The following is a 24,458-nucleotide window of genomic DNA, read 5'->3' as shown; positions in this document are numbered from 1 at the left end:
CGATAAGATTTTATGCAGTTTTTAGTATAGGAAAAAGGTGTATCGTATTATTCACATTTAATATTACGATAATATTAAATTATCTAATAAGGAGAATTATTATGCGAATTAAGAAATCCATTGAGCGAATTCCAGGTGGACTTATGTTAGTTCCATTATTCCTTGGTGCTTTATGTCATACGTTCACTCCTGATGCAGGCAAATTTTTTGGTTCTTTTACTAATGGACTTATTACGGGAACAGTACCTATATTATCTGTATGGTTTTTTTGTATGGGGGCTGGAATAAATATAAAATCAACTGGAATCGTATTGCGAAAATCAGGAACAATTGTAATTACAAAGATTTTAGTAGCATGGTGTATAGGTATGCTTTGCACTTCTTTTATGCCATCGGGAATGATACAAACAGGATTTTTTGCTGGGCTCTCGACATTAGCTATCGTTACTTCTATGGATATGACAAATGGTGGTTTATATGCGTCTATAATGCAACAATACGGGACAAAGGAAGAAGCAGGCGCATTCGTTTTGACTTCTATTGAATCTGGCCCTTTGGTTACAATGATTATATTAGGGAGTACAGGCGCTGCGTATTTTGAACCACGTCTTTTCGTTGGAGCCGTGTTACCGTTCATTATTGGGTTCATACTTGGAAATCTTGACCCGGAATTGCGTTCATTTTTTGGTAATGCATCGATGACAATGATACCATTTTTTGGTTTTGCATTAGGTAATACAATAGATCTTGCTGTTATACAGCAGACAGGCCTATTGGGAATTCTACTGGGATTAGGTGTAATTGTTGTCACTGGTATTCCCCTTATACTTGCTGATAAATTTATTGGTGGTGGACACGGGGGAGCAGGACTAGCTGCATCAAGTAGTGCGGGCGCGGCTGTCACTAATCCTACCATCATAGCGCAAATGGTACCAGAATTTGCACCTATTGCTGCGGCTGCTACTGCATTGGTGGCAACATCAGTAGTTGTGACTTCAATCGTTGTCCCTATAATAACAGCGGCATGGTGTAATCATTTTAATCCAGCAAATAACAAGAAAAAGGACGAAGATGCTGTTAGCCGTTTAGCCTAAATTATTTTTTATAGTGTAAATAATAAATGAAAAGAAGAGTATATAAAGGAGTATATATTATGAAAGCTTTAGTTTATACTGGCCCTAAAAAAGCAGAAGTGTTGGAATGTAAAGAACCTATCAAATCAGATGGAAAAATAAAAATAGATATAAAATATTGTGGCGTTTGTGGTTCAGACATTGGGATATTTTTAGGGACACATCCTAGAGCGAAGGCACCACTTATTTTGGGTCATGAATTCTTAGGAATAGTTGCTGAAAACGGGCGCCTTTTTAAAAAAGGTGATCGGGTAGTTGCATACCCATTAATATCATGCCATCATTGCTTGGCATGTAGGAATGGTAATGAACATGTTTGTAATACCTTAAAATTAATAGGAATCGATACTGATGGGGGAATGGCTCAGACAATATATGTGGATGAAAATATATTGTTTAAAGTACCTGAACAGGTAAGTGATAAAGCTGCTGTGACAGTGGAACCATTGGCTGTCCTCGTACATGCATTACATATGGTAGATATGCATGTTTTAGATACAGCAGTTATTAGTGGAGCCGGACCAATAGGCTTATTGTGTGGACTTATGTTAAAACATGCCGGGGCGGATAAAGTTTTTATATCTGATGTAGCAGAAAAACGTTTAGCTATTGCTGAACAATTAAATTTAACACCTGTAAATCTAAAAAAAGAAAATCTATTAGAAGTAGTAAAAAAAGCCACTGACAATGAAGGCTGTGATGTATTTTTTGAATGCAGTGGTGCTGCTGATCCTGCAATGCAAATGTCAGAAATTACGAGGGTACGGGGAAGAATATGTATTGTTGCTGTGCATAAAGCTCCGCATGAAGTGAATTTACGTGATATTAATTTTAAAGAACAAACTGTAGTTGGCACTCGTGTTTATACAAAGGATGAATTTGGCAAAGCTGTTAATTTAACAGCTGAACTGGAAAAAGATTTAGAAAAAATTGTTACACATATTGTACCGCTTTCCGAAAGTAATAAAGTTTTTGATATAATTGCTAATCTTGATAATGGAAGTGCAAAAGTTGTAGTTGATTGCCAAAAATAAGTAATTTTACAATGTCTTTTTATGCTTTACTATAAATAAAGCTCCCACTTTTGGTGGGAGCTTATTGCAATTATCCAAAATTAAACACGATCAATTTTTCTTCGGTTAATTCGCGTACTGCATATTCTGGGCCTTCTCTGCCGATCCCGCTGTCTTTAACTCCGCCGTATGGCATATTATCCATACGGAAGGTAGAACCGTCGTTTATAATAACACCACCTGTTTCTATTTTTTCTGCACAAAGGTGGGCAATAGGCAATGATTTGGTAAATACGCCTGCCTGCAATCCATAATTAGAATTATTCACCGCATCAATTGCTTCATTAATAGTGTCATAAGGTATTATTGAAAATACAGGTGCAAATGTTTCCTTGCAAATAACTGACATATCAGCTTTTGTATTCGTTAAAATAGTAGGTGTATAGAAAGAACCGTCTCTTTTACCGCCTACCAGTAATTTTGCACCTTTAGCAATTGCGTCCTGAACCCAGTTTTCAATGCGTACAGCTTCTTTTTTAGCGATCATGGGGCCAATGTCTGTGGTTTCGTCTAGCGGATTACCTATTTTCAGCGTTTTTGCATACTGCACTGCCGCTGTACAAAATTTATCAAAAACATTTTTTTGTACGTATACTCGCTGACAGGATATACATACTTGGCCGGCGTTTACGAAAGCATATTTTGCGCATAACTGTGCTATTTTTTCGATGTTTTCGACATCATCATGTACTATATTAGCTGAATTGGAACCCAGTTCTAAAGCAACTCTTCTAAACCCTGCGGCTTTTTGTAATTCCTTGCCGACGGGCACACTGCCGGTAAAAGAAAACATTTTTATTCTTGGTTCTTTAGTTAGCAGGTCTCCTACAAGAGAACCTTTACCCATTACCAAATTTAGGAAACCAGCAGGTAACCCTGCTTCAGCAAAAGCTTCACAAAGCAGCGAAGCTGTCAGCGGTGTAGCAGAAGCCGGTTTATACACTACTGTATTTCCTGCTGCCAATGCTGGGCCTATTTTATGGCAGGCTAAATTGACAGGAAAATTAAAAGGCGTTATTGCGCATACAACACCGAGCGGCATTCTTTTAGTATAGGCCATTCGATTTTCACAACCGGGTGCACCTTGGATGGGCACCATTTCTCCTGTAAAACGTTTTGCCTCTTCAGCAGAGAGAATTAGAGTTTGGTATGAACGAGCTATTTCTCCCATGGCATCTTTTATAGGTTTTCCTGCTTCCATTGCTAAGGTTTCTGCAAATTCGCGTTGACGCTGCATAATATTTGCTGCGGCTTTCATGATTATTTCATAGCGTTGATAAGGTGGTAATTTTATATTGTCAAATGCATTTTGGGCAGCATCCACAGCCATCTTAATTTCCTTTTCTCCAGCGGTATAGATTGTAGCAAATGCCTTTCCTGTAACCTTATCATAAACTTCAGCTGTTGAGGCAGATTTTATTTTCTTACCGTCAATAAATAACTCGTATTGCTTCATCCAAAGAACCTCCTATAATATAATCTTACGTTTAATGCATGAAATTAATTAATGCTGTCCAAGGTCTAAGTTCAAGTTTAAATTACCTTAATAAAGACTATATTTATATTATACAAATATATAAACAATACCTGCCGAATATATTTATATTATCCTTATATTTTAGCAAATTTATTGTATTTATACAGTACTGTCTGAATAAAAAACAAGACCATATCTAAAATTTGATATGGTCTTGTTTTTTATATGAATTTTTTTAATATCTTATGATGTATTGAGCCCATTTCTCATACTGATAAGGTTATGGTATTTCAGGAACGAATAAAGCGGGCATTTTATTCATTATATCTGATACTTTTTGTTCGAGAACCAATGCTTCCTGATGACTGCATTCAGCTTTTGACAAATCGTCTTTTGAATCTTTTCCTATACCTTCGGCAAAATATTTCCAAGCTTCTATAGTTTTAGCATTACTTTGCAAGCGCAGCATGTGCAAATGTGATGCCCCAGGTGGTACATTTACATTCTGTAAATAGTTTTCATGTGAGGTGTATGCCGGAATTACTTCAGACAATATAAATTTTTGTATTTGTGCCCTTTGATCGTTTGAGATATTAGCACCTATAGGCTTGGTCATTGCCTGAAATTTTAGCTGTATTCCTTGAAATGTGCGATTATATTCCGCAGTTTGTGCCTTGGTATCATTTATATAGGTCGTTATATCAGCATTGTATAGATTGCGTACATGTTCGAGGTAATTACGGTAATTAATAATTTTGGTTATTTTCCATATTCCCTCAGTGTTCTTTTGCAGTAATAAGTTAATGACAAAATCGGTATCTGTATATCTATCCGCTACCGTTACGGGAAGAATATAATTGCCATTGTCATCCTTTGACAATGAACCAATCCCTTTTATGGAAGTATTGCGGAGCATTGACCGTTCAAGCAATTCATCATAATCTATACCCATCTCGCGACCTTTTAGGACAGAGGTTCCTGTTGGTTCATGCCAAACATTATCCTTTAAATACTTATCTATCATTACCAAAGTTCCGTCGCAGATATCTTTTTTGATCAGTTTATAAAATTGCTCAAAGGTTTGTTTTGTTTTAGGCTGTATATTACTGTTATAGATAAATAAATCACATGTCACATCATCATATCCATTGGATATGACCGATTCTAGATCTATTGTCCGCATTAATATAGCAGTGTTATGGTTGTGATAAGCAAACTTAAATTGTGCTGCCGTGTACCACGGCGTATGCATGAAGAAAACAAAGCATGCATAAAATAGTAAAAAACCGAGTGAAAAAAAGAAAAGTATCTTGTTTTGTCTAAAACAATTACGCATCAATATATGTCCCTTCAGTTGTGAAAATTATAAAAAACTTATACTGTTTTACTGGATCTAAGCACAACATTTTTATTATACTATATTTTTTTTGATAAATACACTCCAATAATAAGAAGAAGGTATCACGATGCTTCATGCATTGTAAGGATTATCCTTTTCCTGTTTTCTTTAAATTATACAGTCTGGATGCTTCATTGAATGTTTTTTTATTCATGCGTTTGTCGTGTATAGGGGATAAACGCATTATAAAAATAGATGGATAATCATACAGGTTTACTTATTATTGTTGAAAAAAGAGACAGTATAGACTACACTTTTATCGAGACTAATATTGAGGGGGCATTTGATTTGGATAAACGTATAGAAGTATTGGCACACAATCTTATAAATTATTCGACACATCTTGAAGCAAATGAAAAAATACTTATAGAAGTATTTGACGACGGGCTTGAACTTGGTAAAGCTTTGGTAAGGGAAACATATAAAGCAGGGGCAATCCCTTTCTTGACAGTGAAGATGCAGGAACTGCAGAGAGAGCTGGTACTCGGCGCACAAAAAGAACAAATGCAGCTTATTGCGGATTATGAAGCAATGCGTATGCGGGAGATGGACGCTTATATAGCAGTGCGCGGCAGTAATAATGTCAGTGAATTAAGTGATGTACCACAAGACCGTATGAAGCTTTATCAAATGTATTGGTTAAAGCCTGTACATGGGGACATCAGGGTGCCTTGTACAAAATGGTGTATATTGCGTTACCCAAATTCAGCTATGGCACAGTTGGCAAATATGAGCACTGAAAAATTTACCGATTATTTTTTCGCTGTGTGCAATCTTGACTATAGGAAACTCAATGAAGCTATGACACCGCTTAAAACGCTTATGGAAAAAACGGATACGGTGCAAATAAAAGGACCGGGAACAGATATAAAATTTTCCATAAAAAATATGCCGGCGATAAAATGTTCTGGAGAATGCAATATACCTGATGGGGAATTGTATACAGCTCCAGTAAAGGATTCTGTAAACGGAACGATAACGTATAATACACCGGCAGTTTATCAGGGAGTCACTTTTACCAATATATCACTCATCTTCAAAAATGGTAAGATAATAAAAGCGACGGCTGCTGACAAAAATGTGGAATTAAATAAAATTCTTGATACAGATGCTGGTGCACGCTATATAGGCGAATTTTCCTTTGGCCTTAATCCATATATAACTTTTCCTATGAAGGATACATTGTTTGATGAAAAAATAAGTGGGAGTTTACACTTTACACCAGGCTGTGCCTATGATGATGCCGATAACACAAACCGGTCATCAGTGCATTGGGATCTTGTTTTGGTACAGACAGAAGAACACGGCGGCGGAGAAATATATTTTGATGGAAAATTGATAAGAAAGAACGGTCTTTTTGTTCCAGATGAACTGCAATGTCTTAATCCGGAAAATTTGAAGTAAATTTTATCACAGTCAGATTGAGCAGATTTGAATTGTTGTTAATAATCGTGTCCATAAAATTGCAAAAAATATTTAGGCAGCGGGATTTTATCTTGCTGTCTTTTTTGTGTATTAGTAATTAACTACGAAAATGCATAAATTTACTGATACTAAAGCAGATTTCCTAATATGACCGTTAAAGCAGTTCTTTTATTAACTGTAACTGCTGTTTGTTAGTGTTACTACAACATTGGGCAATATGCTAATGAAACTATTTTAATGGCAAATGGTTTTAAGAAAAAAGAGGTAAACCAAAATTATTGTTAACCTGAAAATTATAAAGGTTGACTATAGTTAATTTTTATGATTTAATAATTAACGAAAAGAAAAAGTAAAGATGTTTGCTTAAATTAATGACATGGGAGTTGGCTAAGTATGTTTGCAAGAATAAAACAGCGTGAAATTATTTTGTGTGGGTTGTTCACGGCATTGATTGCAATAGGGGCATTTATAAAAATACCGGTACCTGTTGTGCCATTTACATTACAATTGTTATTTACAATGCTGGCGGGGATTTTTCTTGGTGGTAGATTAGGAGCTGTTAGCGTTGGTATATATGTACTATTAGGACTCATTGGCGTGCCCGTTTTTGTTGAAGGAGGTGGGCCAGGCTATATATTGCAGCCTACCTTTGGCTACCTTGTTGGTTTTATCTTAGGCAGTTATTTAACGGGCTGTATTGCGGGCGGAGAAAATTGCCCGTCGTATAAAAGGCTTTTAGCAGCAAATTTTGCAGGACTTGTTATCGTTTATACATGCGGATTGTTGTACTGTTATTTTATAAGCAATTTTTACCTCGGAAAAGCATTAAGTGTATGGATGCTATTTTTGTATGGATTTGTTCTGGCTGTGCCAGGTGATATTATGCTGTGTATATTAGCAGCTATACTAGGTAAAAAATTGGTTCCTGTTTTTCATTTAATGTCGGCAAAGTGATGTATTGGGGAAAGGAGTATTTATTGTGAAAAGAAAAGCAAAAGGATTATTTATAACGGGTACGGGAACAGATATTGGCAAGACATATGTAACTGGGTTGATAGTAAAAAAATTACGTGAAGCAGGATTGAACTGCGGATACTATAAAGCAGCTATAAGTGGAGCAGACAGCGTGGGCGAAAGTGATGCCGGATATGTAAATCGTCTTGCTGACATAGGTCAAACGGATGATATGTTGGTGCCATATCTTTATAAAAAAGCGGTATCACCGCATTTAGCATCGCAAATAGAAGGCAATCCTGTGGAAATGGCTGTGGTAAAGAAAATGTTCAATAAAAATGCACAGCAATTTGATTACCTTACAATGGAAGGCAGCGGCGGTATAATATGCCCCATTCGTTATGATGCACAGCAAAGACTATTTTTGGAAGATATTATTAAAGAACTTTCGTTACCCTCTGTAATCGTAGCTGATGCCGGGCTTGGTACGATAAATGCAGTGGTGCTTACAGTCGAATATATGAAAAGTCGTTCTTTACCAATAAAAGGAATTATACTTAATAATTATACGGGTGGATTCATGCAGGACGATAATATAAAAATGATTGAGGCCATGACAGGTATCAAGATAGTTGCGCTTGTAAAAGCCGGTGATATAGATATAGACATAGATACTAAAGAGTTGGCTGCACTTTATGAATAAGATAAGAGGAAGCGTATCAAATGAATAAGCTTGTCGAAGATGATTTGAAGTATATATGGCATCCATGCTCGCAAATGAAAGACTATGAAGAGCTGCCACCTATTGTTATTGATCATGGAAAGGGCAGTTATCTTTATGACATTGACGGTAAAGAATATATAGATATTATTAGTTCTTGGTGGTGTAATTTACTGGGACATTGCAACAAAGATATAAATGAGGCAGTAAAAAAGCAACTTGATAAGTTGGAACATGTTATTTTTGCCAATTTGTCACATGAACCTGCTATTGATTTATGCAGAGAATTAATAAAAGTTGTTCCTAAAGGGTTGGCAAAATTCAATTTTTCTGATAATGGGTCAGCATCAGTGGAATGTGCGCTGAAGATGGCGTTCCAGTATCATTCTCAAACAGGAGAACCGAAAAGGACGCGTTTCATGTGCTTATCTGAAGGATATCATGGGGAAACAATAGGTGCACTTTCAGTAGGAAGCATGGATCTTTATGCGAAAATCTATAAACCAATGCTTATGGAAACTATACATGTTCAAGCACCGGATTGTTACCGCTGCCCATATGATGAAAATAGAGAAACATGTAGCTGTCAATGTTTTGAAAAAGCGGAGGCAGCATTTTCCCGCTATGGGCAGGAAACGGCGGCAATGATCGTCGAACCGTTGCTACAGGGAAGTGCCGGAATGCGGATTTATCCGGCTCTTTATTTGAAGAAGCTGCGGAAACTTTGTGATGAAACGGGAATATTGCTTATTGTTGATGAAATAGCTACAGGTTTTGGGCGTACAGGAAAGATGTTTGCTTGTGATCATGCGAAAATAACACCAGATATTATGTGCATTTCTAAAGGGTTAACAGGTGGGTATATGCCAATGGCGATGACAATAACTACTAAAAAAATTTATGACGCTTTTTATGCCGATTATAATGAAGGACGGGCTTTTATGCACAGCCATACATATAGCGGTAACCCTCTCGGTTGCAGCGCGGCGCTGGCGGTGCAGAAGATATTACGTAGAGATCAGATACTGGAACATGCACAAGCTACGGGAAAATATTTACATGATGAATTGGAAGAAAGGTTGGGAAATCATAAAAATGTAGGAGAAATACGCCATATAGGACTTATTAATGCTATTGAATTGATTCGCAATAAAGACAGTAAAGAACCATTTGATGCTAAGTTGCGCACAGGTTATCAAATATATAAAGAAGCATTGAAAAAAGGATTATTATTGAGACCTCTCGGTGATGTATTGTATTTTAATCCGGCGCTCAATATAGATAGAGAAACATTGGATAGGGCAGTAGACAAATGTGAAGATGCTATGCAGACGATACTGCATTAGATATAGTTTTATTCGAAAATGCAATTCTTCCATGATGATATTTACTTTCTATCTTTTTTAAATTAAATCGTAATAGAAATCTGGACTTAGCTTAAATTTCAATAACATACATTTAACTCATAAGAAAATAAACTATTGCTTGTTTTTTTATGTAGACTACTAAACCTATTTAATATAAGAGAAGGCAGACAAAATGATGGAAGAATTTTGTCCGCCTTTTTGGTTTAAATTCTCTTTTTGGCAGGTAATAAGCACTTATATATCTAATCTATAAAAAGTTATATAAAATACTTTTAAGAATAAAACGCGTTATACTATTTTGAATAGTGCTTATAATATAAAAGCTATGGTTCGAAGATACTTTCAATGGGAGGGGCACTGGAGAAGATACGTGTTTTTGCCTGAAAATATTCATGTATAACTATCGAGAGGGCTGTAGTTAAGGAAAAATAGAGTTCAGGGAGGCTTTTTTATGAGATTGTCCATTGTAGAACCAATTGGAATCAGTGAAGAAAAGTGCCAAAAATTGGCAAAAGAAATATTGCAGGATAGGATGGAGGTCGTCTATTATAACAGTCCAGCAACTGACGATGGAGAAAAAATAAAGCGTTCACAAGGAGCGCAAGCTGTTATGATTGCCAATAAACCTTATAAGGATAATGTTCTGGAAAAATGTCCAGAGCTTAAAATGCTCTCAGTAGCTTTTACTGGTGTAGACCACGTGGGCATGGAATACTGCCACAAAAAAAATATAACAGTGTCTAATTGCTCTGGTTATGCAAATGAAGCTGTAAGTGAGCTCGTTCTGGGAATGTGCATTGCTTTGTATAGAAAATTAGATGAATGTGGTAAAGCCGTGTATAATGGAAAAACTGGCGCTGGACTTCTGGGACGGGAATTGGCTGGCAAGAAATTCGGCGTTATTGGTGCCGGTGCCATTGGCTTGAAAACAGCTGCATTGGCAAAGGCCTTTGGTTGCGAGGTATATTGTTACAGACGTAATCCGCCGAAGAATAGCGAATACACATTTACAGATATGGACAGCATTTTACAAAGCTGTGATATTGTATCCCTGCATGTTCCCCTTAATGATAGTACACGCGGTTTGATAAATACGCAGAAAATAAATTTGATGAAAAAAGAAGCTATTTTAATAAATACGGCAAGAGGGCCTGTAGTTGATGCCAACGCTTTGGCACAAGCACTGGAAAATGGACAGATAGCAGGTGCCGGTGTGGATGTTTTTGATGTTGAACCACCTATCCCAGCAGACAATCCATTGCTTAAAGCGCCACATATTGTGTTAGCTCCGCATATTGGTTTTGCTACGAAAGAAGCATTGGAAAAAAGAGCTGTTATTGCCTTTGAAAATGTGGCTAAATGGTTGGATGGAAAGCCACAAAATATAATGTAAGAAGAAGCTGGTTTGGTTAGAAGGCAGCTATATCTGTTTTTTTAGTGAAAGATAAACAAGACAGCATAAAAGAAATGAGGAATATGATGGACGGAACAGAACGGAAAAATATTAAGCCTGGACTCAGAGTAAAAATAGTACAAAAGCAACACCAAAGGACGGGACAGTTGACCGAGGGTATTGTAAAAGATATATTGACCAATAGCCAGGTACACCATAGGGGAATAAAGGTGCGGCTGGATAATGGCATTGTCGGAAGAGTCCAAGAAATTTTAGGCTGATTAAATGAAATATAAGTAATGCCTGTCTTGTAGATAGATGTGTATTTAACACCATTGGTAAAAATAATTATAATGAACTAAAAAATAGTGTTCAGTAGATTTTATAATCTGCCTGAACACTATTTTTGTCTAAGTATATAAAATATTTGTAATAGCAGGAAATACTATGGGTTTACATTATCGCCAGTTTTGAGTTAGGAATGTCGGTGATAAACATATAACCAGGGGCATGGGTTATCATGAGGTCAGGTTTTACTGTCATGGCGATAGACTGGGGCGTTACGCCACAAGCCCAGAATACAGGAATTTCACCTTCATGTATTTCTGAACGTTCACCAAAATCGGGAGTGTCTATGTTTTTTATACCGATTGCCGCAGGATCACCAAGATGGATTGGCGCTCCATGTACAAAAGGCATCCGAGTAGTTATCTGTATAGCACGAATGGCGTCAGCAGGTTTCATTGGCCGCATTGACACGACCATAGGACCATGAAAGACACCGGCAGGAACGCATTCTATATTTGTCCTGTACATGGGTACGTTGTGATTGTCTGTTATATGGCGGACTTCAAGTCCATCCTCTAGCATGGGGCTTTCAAAAGAAAAACTACAACCTAGAAGGAAAGCCACCAAGTCATCTGTCCAATACTTAGCAAGATCCGTAACTTCCTCCGTCATTTCACCGTGCCTATATATGCGATAGCGGGGAATATCATAGCGTAAATCTGCATTAGGGGCAGTGAGCCTGGGGATAGGGCTGCCAACTTCTGTCACATCAAGGACAGGACATGGTTTTTTATTGCGCTGGCAAAATAGGAGAAAGTCAAAGGCCAAATCTTTAGGTAAAATTGCCATATTGGCTTGTGCGTAACCATTGCATATACCGCTTGTAGGCACGTTTATTTTACCTTCACGAATCAGTTTTCTCGCTTGTGATGGTGTGCAATTACCGTAATTCATAAATTTATCCTCCTAAAAATATATGTTTTCAATTCACTGCCAGATGCAAATAAGAGGTAATGAATGGACAAAACGGATTAATCTTTGGGTTCGGCAAAAGGTTTTTTTAGAATTTCTTCCAGATGGTCTTCTAGATAGTTAGTATCAGCTTTTCCGCTGCAGAAAATTTTGTCAGTAAGTAATTTGCGGTGCATATCTATAGTCGTTTTTACACCTGATATAGTAAAATCCTTTAAAGCAGCAGCCATTTTTTCTATGGCTTTACTGCGGGTAGGAGCCCAGACAATAACCTTGGCAATCATTGAATCATAAAAAGGGGTGATAACATTTCCCGCATACATGGCGCTATCAATGCGGATTCCTTTGCCAGATGGTGGTTTGTATGTTTTGATTGTGCCAGGGCAGGGCATGAAATTGTTATAAGGGTCTTCAGCATTGATACGGCATTCAAGAGCCCAGCCGTTTATATGAATGTCATTTTGTGACCAGGGTAAGGTTTCACCACTGGCAACTAATATCTGCGTTTTTATTAAATCTGTACCGGTTATCATTTCTGTGACAGGATGTTCTACTTGGATGCGTGTATTCATTTCCATAAAATAGAAATTTTTCTGCTCATCAACAATGAATTCTACTGTGCCAGCGCCACTGTAATTTACTGCTTTTGCAGCAGCAACGGCAGCATTGCCCATCTTTTCGCGTAGCTGTTTGTTCATTATGGGCGAAGGGGCTTCTTCAAGCAGCTTTTGATGGCGTCTTTGTACGGAACAGTCCCGTTCCCCCAGATAGACTGCGTTGCCATAATTGTCTGCCATTATCTGTATTTCTACATGGCGGGAGTGGATTAAATATTTTTCAAGATAAACACCTGCATTACCAAAGGAACGTTCGGCTTCCTGCGCAGCTTGATGGAGTGCTTTTTCCAGGTCAGCACTGCTTTCAACTACCCGCATACCTTTACCGCCACCACCAGCAGTAGCTTTTATCAGTACGGGATAACCGATGTTTTCTGCAATTTTTTTGGCTTCATTGAAATCTGTTATCAAATCTTTTGTGCCGGGAACAATAGGTACTGAAGCCGCGGCCATGGTACGGCGGGCAATAGCCTTGTCACCCATATTGGCAATGGCACGGCTTGAAGGACCAATAAAAATTATATTAGCATTGACGCAGGCTTTGGCAAAGTTGGCATTTTCTGCTAGAAAACCATAGCCCGGGTGGATAGCATCAGCTTTGGCATGGACGGCAATGGTCATTATCCTTGAAATATCCAGATAACTTTTTTTTGCCTGGGAGGCACCGATGCAGTAAGCTTCATCTGCCAGTTTTACATGTAGTGAGTTTTTATCTGCTTCGGAATAGACAGCCACTGATAAAATGCCTAACTCACGACAAGCTTTTATGATGCGGACTGCTATTTCACCGCGATTGGCAATAAGAATTTTCCTTAACATAAGTACCCCTATTTTAATACGTTTTTATTTTAAATAACGGTTGGCCGTATTCGACAAAGTCACCGTCTTTTACAAGGATTTCGACGATTTCTCCTTCGGTTTGCGCTTCAATTTCAGAGAATAGTTTCATAGCTTCTAAGACACAGACCACAGTATTGTGGTGGACTTTAGTCCCTAACTGGACAAACGAAGGCATGTTTGGTTCAGGTGAACTATAAAATGTGCCGACCATAGGTGCCGTTATTTCTTCGATTTTTTCGCTACCGGTATTTAACAGTGTACGCGGAACTGGTTGCTCGCATTTAGGTGTTGTGGGTAAAGCGGCCGCAGTTGGTGAACCGTTTTTTTCAAGTAATATTGTACCGTCGCTAAATTTTAATTTAATTCTGCTCAAGGAAGAATGTTCCAGTGCCTGCATTAAATCCTTTATTTCATCTAATTCCAACAAAATATATTCCCCCTGTTAGTTTTGTAATTTTGCATTTACAGCGATTTTTATGTTTTCCATGTATTTTTCCATCTCAATAAACAGGCGTTCGCCCTCTTCATTGCTGATTAGTTTGAAATGGATGTGGTCGTTGGGTTTCATTTGTGCTATACGCGCTGCATCTACCGCAATTGCTTGAGCGATGACGGGATAACCAGCGACCGATTGATGGTCAGCCATCAAGATTATTGGCATTCCCTGAGGGGGAATTTGGATTGTGCCAAGGCCGATTGCTTCGGATATTATTTCCAGAGGTTTTTCTGTTTTTAGCATTTCACCTTTTAACCTGTACCCCATCCTGTCGGCATTATTGGTAATAGTGTAACCAGAGGAGAAAAAACTATATTTTGATTGTTGGTCAAAATATTTGTAATGAAGACCTGCTGTAACGCGTATTGGCTTGCGCAGGTTTTCCGTAGAAAGATGTGTTTTGCCAATGTACCAGCGGGCTTCGGCAAAGGATTGGGCACCACGTGACAATAATTGGGAAAGCATTTGTTGGCCAAAGGCATTTGGGGTAACGGTATTCAGCTGGTCGCCCTTTTGCAAGGCGCGTCCTTTGAAGCCACCAATGCCGGCTCTTATATAAGTGCTTTTGCTGCCCATTACGGGGTTGATGTCAAAACCGCCAGCTACTGCTATGTATGCACGGCAGCCTATTTGACAGCTGCCAAATTTCATAATGGCACCGGCTTTTACGGCAACCGGGCGCATATATGGTACAGGCATGCCATCTATTATTGGTTTAAAATCACCGCCAGTGACGGCGATAAGCGTATCAGCGGTGAACTCGATAGTTGGACCGAGAAGAGTAATTTCGAGGGTTCCCTCATTTTCATTGTTGCCGACAAGTATATTGGCAAGACGCATAGAGTAAGTATCCATGGCACCTGATACGAGAACACCTATTTTTTGATAGCCGTAACGGCCAGTGTCCTGAATGCTTGTCAGCAGGCCGGGTCGGATTATCTGTAAACTCATGGGTTATTCTCCTTTAGCTGCTGATATTTTTCCGATGTAATAGGAACAAATTTTACTAAATCACCGGAATGAAGCAGGCTGGGATTGAGCGATTCTGGGCGGAACAGGTCAATTGGCGTGCGCCCGATAAGCTGCCAACCACCAGGTGTACTTATCGGATAGCCGCCAGTCTGCTTGCCTGCTATACCGATGCTGCCGGCAGGAATGGAGAGGCGCGGTTCTGCTCTGCGTGGTGTGGCAATTCTTGTATCCATTCCACCAAGGTAAGGGAATCCCGGACAAAAACCTATCATATACACCAGATAAGTTTTTTGTGAATGAATTTCGATTACTTCATTGATGGAAAGCTTATTATGTTTTGCAACGAAGTCTATATCTGGACCGTAATCATCGCCATAACATACAGGAATTTCTACTGTGTGCGGAGTTGTCTGCGGTAATTTAGCCGCGGCAGCAATATAGGTTTCAATTATTTCTAAAACTGTACGGTACGCCGTTTTATCTGCTGTGGCAATACCATTATTTTTAATGACGAAAGGATTATAAAAGACCGCTACACTGGTATAGGAAATAACATACTCATAGAATCCAGGAAAAGGATGTTTCTCAATATAATCAGCCAGATTTTTTATTCGTTTATGGATTTGTGGACTTATTTGGTCACCAAAAGTGACGATAAGTCCTGTTTCACCGAGAGGTCTTATGACATAGGTTTTTTTATTCACAATTTTCCTCCAAGGACAGCAATTTCTAAAATTAGAATAGAATGAAAAACTATGTAAACAAGAAAATTAATTTTGGAAAGAATGTATTGATATACCAGCATTTTTTAGCGAAGTGTTTATTTTTTCAGCGAAGACGAGGGCTTTGGCATTATCACCATGAATGCAGATCGTATCAGCTTGGACAGCTATTTTACTGCCATTTGCTGTCGTTACCGTTCCTTCTTTGAGCATTTGTAAAACCTGTGCGATAGCCTTTTTATCATCGGACAGGACGGCACCCGGGAGGCTGCGAGACATTAGGCTGCCATCGGGCATATACATCCTGTCGGCAAATACTTCGCTTGCAGTCGGCAGGCCAATTGCTTTTCCTGCTTTTATTAGTTCACTGCCGGCAAGTCCATATAAAATAAGGCTGCTGTCTACATCATAAATGGCTTTGGCGATAGCTTTTGCCAGGGCAGCATCTTTGGCAGCCATATTATAAAGGGCACCATGCGGTTTTACGTGTTGCAGTTGTGTTCCCGCAGCTTTGGCAAAGGCGGCTAAGGCACCTACCTGATATATTATTAAATCATAAGCTTCTTGCTCTGTTATATTTATAGCGCGTCGACCAAATCCATTTAAATCCATAAGGCCTGGATGGGCGCCTATTGCCGTATTGTTTTTAAGTGCCAGTGCGACTGTTTCGTGCATAACACGCGGATCGCCCGCATGAAAACCGCAGGCTATGTTGGCGGAGGAAACATATTTTAAGATGGCATTGTCATTGCCAATTTTGTATGCGCCGAAACTTTCACCTAGATCGCTGTTTAAATCTATTGTTTTCATAGAAAATGTTCCTTTCTTGAGATGTGGCTTGTTTATAAGAATGATCATTATTAATTATACAGTCTGCAAAATAAAACTGCCATACTCTGAGTATGGCAGTTTTATTTTTATCTGATACCTAACTCAGCAATGAAAATTAGGACTGGACTGCATTGGCAGTCTATAAGGTTTGAAATTGAATGCTCAGCTTAAAAATTGGGTTATAAATGTGTGGACGCTCATGTAACCCATTACGATGACGACGAGAATACCGGTTACTGTCATCCATACAGGATGCTTATATTCACCAACAATTTTTTTATTGTAGGCACCTATTAAAATGGAGGCAAGCGCCAGAGGAAGGATAAAACCATTAATTGTACCGACAATGATAAGAACTTTTACCGGTTGGCCGATAAGGACAAAAACGAATGTAGAAAATATGATAAAGGCAATAATAATTTTACTGTAATAAGCATCGATCTTGTTGCTGAAGGATTTTAGGAAGGAGACTGATGTATAAGCGCAGCCAATAACAGAAGTAGTACCTGCAGACCATATTACAATACCGAAAAGTTTGTAGCCGATATCACCTGCGGCAGATTGGAAAACTGATGCTGCTGGGTTGGCTGGATCGATAGCATAACCATGCGCAATTACGCCTAATGCACCTAAAAACAGGATGATACGCATAACACCAGTTATTAATATACCACTAACTGCGCTTCTTGTTGCCTGCGGAATAAATTTTATGCCTTTTATACCGGAATCAAGTAGCCGGTGCCCACCGGTAAATGTTATATAACCACCGACGCTGCCACCTATTAAGGTTATAAGAGCCATGATATCAATTGTGTCAGGTACAAAGGTCTTGACTACAGCTTCTTGGACGGGCGGAAGTGCTGCTACAGCGACGAATACAGCCAGTAAAATACGGACAATACCAAATGTGCTGACAAATTTGTCCATGATTTCGCCAATTTGTTTAAAACAAAAAATTGATAAAGCAATGATACCGCAAATGACAGCGGCCGGTTTTATCGAAAGACCGAATAAAACATTAAGGCCGAGTGCTGCACCTGCAACGTTACCAATGTTAAAGCATAAGCCGCCGATAATGATCAGGACGGAAATAAAATAGCCTAGTCCGGGTAGAACGGCATTGCCAATTTCCTGGCCACGCTTGCCAGAAGCAACGATAATTCGCCATACATTTATCTGTACAATAATATCAATTACTACTGAGGCCAGAATTACGAAACCGAAACTAGCACCCGATTTTTGTGTAAAAACTGTAGTCTGCATAAGAAAGCCAGGACCAATTGCCGTAATAGCCATAAGGAAAATTGCACCAATGTAAGAACGCAGCTGGGTTTTTACCTTAAAGCGGTCTGCTTCTTTTTGAATCTTATTTTCTGCCATGGTAATTAACCTTCTTCTTTTTTAGAAATGAATAATATAAAAACGGTACTTAAAGTAAAAAACATCCACTCTAAGCACCGTTGCTATAAATAATAATATCATTAAAATGATATATTGTAAATCGAAAACTTTAGTATAATTAAAAAATTTAAGTTTAAAATCATTTATATACTAAAAGAAAAAGGCATTTCAATTTCATTAAAAAATTCTTTATATATTTTTTTACGCAATAATAAAAAATCATAACTGTTTCTGTCACGTGGACGAGGTAGGTCAACAGATATGATATTTTTTATGGTCGCAGGTCTATGGGACATGACTATTACGCGATCACTGAGAAATATTGCTTCATCAATATCATGTGTTACCAAAAGGATAGTGCTTTTTTCAGTCTGCCATATGCGGGTGATTTCTTGTTGCATATAAATACGGGTTATTGCATCCAGAGCACCAAAAGGTTCATCAAGCAATAAGACTTTTGGATGACTAATGAGAGCGCGGGCGATACTTACACGTTGCTGCATACCACCAGATAATTGAGAAGGATAGGCATCTGCAAAATTTTCTAAGCCGACAAGATGCAGATGTTCTTTTACATCTGCTTGATCTTTTTGGGAGAGATGTTCATTTTCAAGGCCAAAAGTAATATTTTTATATACAGATAACCAAGGGAATAGACGAGATTCTTGAAAAACTATGCCAACTTCGTGAGTAGACTCTTGTAATTCACGACCGCCAAGTAAAATACTGCCAATAGTTTGATGGCTAAGACCAATGATTAATCTTAATAGCGTACTTTTTCCGCAACCACTTGGCCCTATGATGCTAACAAATTCACCAGGGGTTACATCAAGATTAATATCTTTAAGGACGTCTATCTTTTTGTTGTTAATAAAAAAAGATTTATTTATATTATGTAAGGATAATTGTTCTAAATTTTTCATGGTTTTTCCGAGGCCTCTTCTTGGTAAATGTTTGTATTCCAGCGCAAAAGGTGATGTTCAAGTATTTTTAGTAATTCTTCGATAATGATACCAGTAAGCCCAATAGAGAATACACCTACTAATACGATATCTATCTGGAAAAGTTCTCGGGCATACATAATCATATAACCAATACCTGCTGAAGCAGCAATTAATTCAGCCGCAATAACACTTCTCCATGCAACATCAATACCAATACGAATACCTGTAAAAATTTGTGGTAAGGTTGAAGGTAAGATTACTTTTAGCAAAATTGTTTTATAGTCTTTACGTAAAACTTTAGCTACTTCCAGATATTTCTTATCAACATTTTTTATTGCTTGTACAACGCTGACTAAAACTGACCAAAAACTCCCTATAGATATTGCAGCTACTTTGGATGATTCATCAATACCAAGCCATAATATTAACACAGGAATCCAAGCAATGACTGGGATAGGTCTTAAAATGCCAAAAATGAAGCGGACAGCTTTTTGTAAATTCTTGTTTAGTGCAACCTGTATACCGACAATAATGCCGAGACTGACGCCTATAAAGAATCCTTCAGCAACGCGAATAATACTAATGAGCAGGTTTTTTATCAATTCACCATTTAGTAAAAGAATAAAAAATTCTTTTAGTATCAATGATGGTGGTGGTAGAAATGTATTTTCTATTAGATTTAAGCGACTGCTTAGTTCCCAGATTGATAATAAGATTAGAGGTGTTATTATTGATAAGTAGTTTTGAGTAAGCCATATATATGTTTTTTTCATGATATTTTCCTAAATTAATATAAAATGGGGCTGTAGTATGCAATGCATAACTTGAATAACCATGCAATCATCATATGACTAAACAGATGTTAAACAGATGGATGTTTTGCATGTTTATTAAAGAATACTGAATACGACAGGCCCCTTTAATCTAATTAATAAACGATTTATCTATAAAATCATTTATATCAAAGTCTTTTTTTATGTTGCCTTGATTTTTCATTAAATCTTTTATTTTTGTAAATGTATTGAGATCATCTTGGGTGAAATTTATGTCCCAATCAATTGTTTGCAATGATTTTTGAAGGGGAAGTTCTGGTATTTTACTATCCTCTGCCATTGCTTTTAATGATTCATCAGGATGGTCTTTTAAATAAGCAGCAGTATCTTCATGTGCTTTTAAGAATTTTTTTACTAGATCAGGATTTTTTTCGCCAAATTCTGTTCTCATCAAATATACACCAGCTGTTTTTATAACGCCTTTAGAATTTATAAGTGTTTTACCAGCATTATCGAGTTCGATATCGGCAACAAATGGTTGCCATGTCACAACAGCGTCAACATTATTATTTTGTAGCGCAGATTTTTGATCAGACGTTGTCATATTTACAACATTAAAATCATCTAGTGATAGATGGTTTTGGTCAAGAAGGAACAGGAAGAAAACATAAGCACCTGAGCCGAGTTGGACACCAATTTTTTTGCCTTTAAGATCTGCAAGTGAAGAAATATCTGAATCGGGGCGGATTAGCAAACTATAGTAATAATCGTCTGAATATGATCTACCAATTGCTTTTACATTGATCCCATTGCCCTTAGCTGAAATTGCAGGAAGTGGTCCCATGTTAGCAATATCAATCTGGCCACTGGCAAGGGCTTCGTTCATCGGGGGACCAGCTAAAAATAATCTGTATTCTACTTTAACATTATCTTTAGCAAGTTCGTTTTCCAAAATCTTTTGTGTTTTTTCTAAAACAGTTAATGAACTGCTGGCCTGGTAACCTATTCGTATTACTCTTGCGTTATTACTTTGGGCGGTCTGATCAGTTTGTTTTTGCTGAAAGGATAAAGCGGCTTTTATTCCGGCAATAGCTATCACCGCTATTAATATACCAATAATAATCTTTTTCATATGTACACTCCTGCTCTGTTTGCATAGGTCTATTTAAAAGTCATATTATGCACTGGGATATAATCTAGTCAATACAAATTCTTGTTGGCCAAGTACTTCAGCCGCTGTAAATTGACCACGTGCAGCAGCCGTAAGAGCGTCAAGCACTTTATCTGCTGCTTGATCAAGATTTATTTCGTTAGTCAGTATACCGCTAACATCCACATCAATATGTTCTGACATTTCAGTTACAGTTTTAGGATTGGCAGTAATTTTTATTACTGGGATTATAGGATTACCAACGATATTGCCTTGACCGGTAATAAATAGATGTAATACAGCACCGGCGGCTCCCATAAGTGTTATATATTCTGCAGCCGCTGAAGAACTATCCATGAAATGCAACCCTTTAGTCTGAGGCTTTTCTGCTAAACCAAGAACGCTTTGGATGAGTACCTTTTCTTTGCGGCCAGCCTTTTGAATATTACCTAGTGCCTTTTCCTCTATGGTAGTAAGACCACCGGCAATGTTTCCTTCAGTTGGTTGTGATCCCAATAGATCTTCACCGCTGTCTTCAATAATTTTTAGATAGTCTCGGTGGATTTTTAGATATTTATCACTTAACTCTTTAGTAGCAAAATGTTGTGCCAATATATGTTCGGCTCCAGTAGTTTCTGATGTTTCCCCCATGATTACAGTACCACCTTCAGCAGTTAACCGTTCTGCTACTCTACCCGCGGTAGGATTTCCTGCTAGTCCGCTAGTTGTATCTGATTCACCGCATTTGAAACTTATTATTAAATCAGATAAGTTTGCTTCTATTTTTTCTTGGGCGGTAGCAAATTGGACAAATTCTTTTGCCTTACGGGAAGCACGTTCAATTGTTTTAAGAAGGCCATATCCTTCAATTCCAAAATAAGCCACGGGTTTGCCAGTTTTTGCAATACCATCAGCAATTTTTTTAGCCCAGTTTGGTTCGATACCAATAATAATTGCTGCGGCAACATTAGGATTAGCTCCGTTTCCAATAAGGGTACGAAAATGTAAATTAAGATCTTCCCCAAATTGTAGGCGACCATATGGATGAGATAAGGCAATTGTTCCTTTTATTATTTTTGCTACTGATTCAGCAGCATTATTTGATAAATCATCAACAGGGATAATTGCTACGTAGTTACGAATTCCTAAGTTACCATTTTCTCTTTTATATGCTAAAATTTTTTCACTCATATTTTCTATCTCCAAATTATTATTTTTTTATCCAATGAATACTTTTTAAATTGTGTGTATGAACTAGGTCGCCTTTGGCTATATCCTTAAAAGCACGACCAATTTTTTCGCCATATTCAATTACAAATTCACCAGCTTTTATGGGATGCAAAGCTATTTTATGTCCTAAAGGAATAGAAGCGGCAGCAGTTATTTCAATAGAACCATTGTCTGTTAGAAATATTCCTTTGGCAATATCGCCTTCGTTTATATTGATTATTGCGACGCCCACGCTATCATTTTTTTCGTGAATTAAGAACTTATGATCTGCCATATTATTTTCTCCTGTTATTAATGATTTCTATAGTACATAAAGTAATTTTTATATTTTATAAACAAATTTTAAATTTAGTGTGGAATTTATTTATAAAATTCGAGCAAGGTCAGAATCAGGATGATTACCGCAACGTCTATAATCATCATGGTCAAGACGTAATCCATATTTTTTTCTAAGATTATGCAAGCCTAAAGCTAAACGAATATAATACTCGAGTGAAGCATTTTTTTGATTGCCAATTACTGATCCTGGACGTGGTGCCCATACAGTAAAGACAACATTAACACCGCTGGAAATAAGATCTTCTGCTTCTGTTAAAACATTTTTTAGAGCCTCATCTTCATCTTTAAAACCATAAGGCTGTGCCAATTCAATACCTGCAACTATACAAGTATTGACATAACCACGTCCAAAGATAGGAACAGCATCTTTAAGCCGCTTTTTCCATTCTTTGTAACCTACCCAGTGAGCTTTTCCAGGGCAAAGCCAATTAAATAAACGTTCATTTAATACTTCAATATCAGGAGTGTAACTTAAAATACCTGTTTGTTCATAGAGTCTACCAAGTTGTTCTGAATTGAAGGCTGTAGCAATTAGTTGGCTGGGGAATTTTTTTGTTTTGAAGTTTTTACCAATTGCTTTTAAAATTTCAATATAATAATCTGTTTCTCTGTCAAATGCATTATTACCGTTATAGTCAGAACCAGATGTCAGACAGATTGCGGTGAAACGGCCATTTTGTTTTAAAGCTTCTTTAACGGTTTCTTCAACATCATCTGGATCTAATCGTGTGGGCATATGAAGTTCCTTTTTTTGTTTTTGCAGATTGTTGACAATATCGCAAAACAGACAATTCTGCTTGTTGCTCCAAAAGAAACAATATCGGTTAGGCATTATGTAAATACGCTGAGGTCTGGCGCTAGCAATTAAATTCATGGGAATACCAGATTTTGTTTTTTGATTGTAAAAATCGGGTTTTGTCCAATATTCTATTTCTTCTAATTCATTTTGCCCATCTACAAGGGTTAGCTTGTCATTCCTTAAATCGACGATATAGGGATTTTGTTCTAGTGGTGTTGGAGTTGTGAGTACAGAGGTACCATCACGCAACATAAATGCTTCAGGACGATGCGTTAGTATACCATCGCGTGTACCAAAAATGTGTGTACCAGCCATCTGATGGATTGTAGGGTCAGCTTTTTCTAAAGCTGCCTGTGTATAATAAATACCACGCCGTTGAATGTCCGTTTTTAACATGACAAAGTATGGAAATTGCGGATATTTATGTATAAGTGTGTTTAATTCATCGGTTGGAGAATATTTATTGGTAGATTTATCTTGCAATAAAAGTGATGTCAATTTATTCGCTCCTTATAAAGCTAGTCTGTCCAAATGTTTAAAGTAAGGCCTTTTGATGCTTTCTTCTTTTTGTCGAATGGATAAAGTTTCATTAATGACTTTATCTGGCTCTAAAAGCCAAACAGCAGCTAGATCTGTGTTATTGTGTTTTTTTAGAGTTTCAGTATAAAAATTTTGAAATATAGGTCCGCTGATAATGCATTTTAGGGGAGTAACCTTTATCTGATATGAAATTTTATTTTCGGCTACAATGAGAACAGTAACAGAGTTTTTGAACCACATGCTAAATGTCATATTTCTATTCGTGGTTGAGGATTCCAAATATTCCAGATATAACAGATTATCATTGTATATTTGCAAGGAATCTTTTGTTACGGTATGAATTTGATTATTTTCGTCTATAGTTGACAAAATTTTTATAGTACTTTCTTTTTGTAATAATTCACGAATTTGAGAGTCTAATAGCATTTTTTATTTTCACTTCCTTGATTTAATATATTGATGTATTAAGTTATACTTTTTAGAATCACCACCCCAAAAAAAATGAAGACTAGGCAAAAGCCCAGTCTTCATTTTTATGATCAACTGTGTAATATATATTTTTTTATTAACAAAAATGTAATTTGGATGAAAGTGTAAATGTA

At 37.4% G+C, this 24,458-nt stretch carries 24 protein-coding genes; 8 read left to right on the top strand and 16 right to left on the bottom strand.

All coding sequences use genetic code 11. The features are described 5' to 3' along the window. The first annotated feature begins 101 nt into the window (after window positions 1-101). Together kdgT and EDC37_RS04935 are read left to right on the top strand one after the other, a co-directional pair. Window positions 102-1,094, top strand: a complete 993-nt coding sequence (kdgT, locus tag EDC37_RS04940; protein WP_132548517.1) for a 2-keto-3-deoxygluconate transporter — start codon at window positions 102-104, stop codon at window positions 1,092-1,094. Window positions 1,095-1,153: 59 nt separating this feature from the next. After that, window positions 1,154-2,167, top strand: a complete 1,014-nt coding sequence (locus EDC37_RS04935; protein WP_132548515.1) for a zinc-dependent alcohol dehydrogenase — start codon at window positions 1,154-1,156, stop codon at window positions 2,165-2,167. A 70-nt stretch (window positions 2,168-2,237) separates the two neighbouring features. Here EDC37_RS04935 and EDC37_RS04930 read toward each other — a convergent pair whose 3' ends face one another. Together EDC37_RS04930 and EDC37_RS04925 are read right to left on the bottom strand one after the other, a co-directional pair. Then, on the bottom strand, window positions 2,238-3,662 hold the full coding sequence (locus EDC37_RS04930; protein WP_132548513.1) for an aldehyde dehydrogenase family protein: 1,425 nt from the start codon (window positions 3,660-3,662) through the stop codon (window positions 2,238-2,240). A gap of 301 nt (window positions 3,663-3,963) precedes the next feature. Further along, window positions 3,964-5,022 (bottom strand): hypothetical protein, encoded by a 1,059-nt coding sequence (locus tag EDC37_RS04925; protein ID WP_165874457.1) that lies wholly within the window; start codon window positions 5,020-5,022, stop codon window positions 3,964-3,966. A gap of 348 nt (window positions 5,023-5,370) precedes the next feature. Between EDC37_RS04925 and EDC37_RS04920 the strand changes: the two genes are divergently transcribed. From EDC37_RS04920 to EDC37_RS04895, 6 genes are all read left to right on the top strand, one after another. Next, window positions 5,371-6,486, top strand: a complete 1,116-nt coding sequence (locus EDC37_RS04920; RefSeq protein ID WP_231040001.1) for an aminopeptidase — start codon at window positions 5,371-5,373, stop codon at window positions 6,484-6,486. A gap of 414 nt (window positions 6,487-6,900) precedes the next feature. After that, window positions 6,901-7,461 (top strand): biotin transporter BioY, encoded by a 561-nt coding sequence (locus EDC37_RS04915; protein WP_132548507.1) that lies wholly within the window; start codon window positions 6,901-6,903, stop codon window positions 7,459-7,461. 25 nt (window positions 7,462-7,486) lie between these two features. Further along, window positions 7,487-8,164, top strand: coding sequence for a dethiobiotin synthase (gene bioD, locus EDC37_RS04910; RefSeq protein WP_132548505.1), 678 nt, complete (start codon window positions 7,487-7,489; stop codon window positions 8,162-8,164). A 20-nt stretch (window positions 8,165-8,184) separates the two neighbouring features. After that, the gene (gene bioA, locus EDC37_RS04905; RefSeq protein WP_132548503.1) at window positions 8,185-9,528 is read left to right on the top strand and encodes an adenosylmethionine--8-amino-7-oxononanoate transaminase; all 1,344 of its coding nucleotides are present in this window, start codon (window positions 8,185-8,187) and stop codon (window positions 9,526-9,528) included. 472 nt (window positions 9,529-10,000) lie between these two features. After that, window positions 10,001-10,942 carry an NAD(P)-dependent oxidoreductase gene (locus tag EDC37_RS04900; RefSeq protein ID WP_132548501.1) on the top strand — a complete coding sequence of 314 codons (942 nt, stop codon included), beginning with the start codon at window positions 10,001-10,003 and terminating at the stop codon, window positions 10,940-10,942. A gap of 83 nt (window positions 10,943-11,025) precedes the next feature. Next, a complete protein-coding gene (locus EDC37_RS04895; protein ID WP_132548499.1) occupies window positions 11,026-11,223 on the top strand; it encodes a YwbE family protein in 198 nt (65 codons plus the stop codon). A gap of 172 nt (window positions 11,224-11,395) precedes the next feature. Here EDC37_RS04895 and EDC37_RS04890 read toward each other — a convergent pair whose 3' ends face one another. From EDC37_RS04890 to EDC37_RS04825, 14 genes are all read right to left on the bottom strand, one after another. Further along, on the bottom strand, window positions 11,396-12,184 hold the full coding sequence (locus EDC37_RS04890) for a putative hydro-lyase (protein WP_132548497.1): 789 nt from the start codon (window positions 12,182-12,184) through the stop codon (window positions 11,396-11,398). Window positions 12,185-12,261: 77 nt separating this feature from the next. Continuing rightward, entirely contained in the window at window positions 12,262-13,638 is a 1,377-nt protein-coding gene (accC, locus tag EDC37_RS04885; protein WP_132548495.1) for an acetyl-CoA carboxylase biotin carboxylase subunit, read from the bottom strand. A 13-nt stretch (window positions 13,639-13,651) separates the two neighbouring features. Further along, window positions 13,652-14,086, bottom strand: coding sequence for an acetyl-CoA carboxylase biotin carboxyl carrier protein (accB, locus tag EDC37_RS04880; RefSeq protein ID WP_196589804.1), 435 nt, complete (start codon window positions 14,084-14,086; stop codon window positions 13,652-13,654). A gap of 15 nt (window positions 14,087-14,101) precedes the next feature. Beyond that, entirely contained in the window at window positions 14,102-15,106 is a 1,005-nt protein-coding gene (locus EDC37_RS04875) for a 5-oxoprolinase subunit C family protein (protein ID WP_132548493.1), read from the bottom strand. Next, a complete protein-coding gene (gene pxpB / locus EDC37_RS04870; protein ID WP_243642170.1) occupies window positions 15,103-15,831 on the bottom strand; it encodes a 5-oxoprolinase subunit PxpB in 729 nt (242 codons plus the stop codon). The genes EDC37_RS04875 and pxpB overlap by 4 nt, the downstream gene beginning before the upstream one ends. A 66-nt stretch (window positions 15,832-15,897) precedes the next feature. Then, a complete protein-coding gene (locus EDC37_RS04865) occupies window positions 15,898-16,659 on the bottom strand; it encodes a LamB/YcsF family protein (protein ID WP_132548491.1) in 762 nt (253 codons plus the stop codon). 183 nt (window positions 16,660-16,842) lie between these two features. After that, entirely contained in the window at window positions 16,843-18,060 is a 1,218-nt protein-coding gene (locus EDC37_RS04860; protein WP_132548489.1) for an NRAMP family divalent metal transporter, read from the bottom strand. Between the two features lie 164 nt (window positions 18,061-18,224). Beyond that, window positions 18,225-19,004, bottom strand: coding sequence for an ABC transporter ATP-binding protein (locus EDC37_RS04855; RefSeq protein ID WP_132548487.1), 780 nt, complete (start codon window positions 19,002-19,004; stop codon window positions 18,225-18,227). After that, a complete protein-coding gene (locus EDC37_RS04850; RefSeq protein ID WP_132548485.1) occupies window positions 19,001-19,798 on the bottom strand; it encodes an ABC transporter permease in 798 nt (265 codons plus the stop codon). The genes EDC37_RS04855 and EDC37_RS04850 overlap by 4 nt, the downstream gene beginning before the upstream one ends. 151 nt (window positions 19,799-19,949) lie before the next feature. Beyond that, window positions 19,950-20,930, bottom strand: coding sequence for an ABC transporter substrate-binding protein (locus EDC37_RS04845; RefSeq protein WP_132548483.1), 981 nt, complete (start codon window positions 20,928-20,930; stop codon window positions 19,950-19,952). A 45-nt stretch (window positions 20,931-20,975) separates the two neighbouring features. Then, window positions 20,976-22,139, bottom strand: coding sequence for a UxaA family hydrolase (locus tag EDC37_RS04840; RefSeq protein WP_132548481.1), 1,164 nt, complete (start codon window positions 22,137-22,139; stop codon window positions 20,976-20,978). Between the two features lie 19 nt (window positions 22,140-22,158). After that, complete coding sequence (locus EDC37_RS04835) at window positions 22,159-22,452, bottom strand: UxaA family hydrolase (protein WP_132548479.1); 294 nt, start codon at window positions 22,450-22,452, stop codon at window positions 22,159-22,161. A gap of 90 nt (window positions 22,453-22,542) precedes the next feature. Next, complete coding sequence (locus EDC37_RS04830; RefSeq protein ID WP_196589803.1) at window positions 22,543-23,814, bottom strand: radical SAM protein; 1,272 nt, start codon at window positions 23,812-23,814, stop codon at window positions 22,543-22,545. Window positions 23,815-23,826: 12 nt separating this feature from the next. Continuing rightward, on the bottom strand, window positions 23,827-24,282 hold the full coding sequence (locus tag EDC37_RS04825; protein WP_132548477.1) for a hypothetical protein: 456 nt from the start codon (window positions 24,280-24,282) through the stop codon (window positions 23,827-23,829). Between the last annotated feature and the right edge of the window lie 176 nt (window positions 24,283-24,458).

This window comes from Pectinatus cerevisiiphilus, from assembly GCF_004341685.1.
GTDB lineage: Bacteria > Bacillota > Negativicutes > Selenomonadales > Selenomonadaceae > Pectinatus > Pectinatus cerevisiiphilus.
Note: the sequence above shows the minus strand (reverse complement) of the source record. Positions and strands in the feature narration are given on the sequence as shown.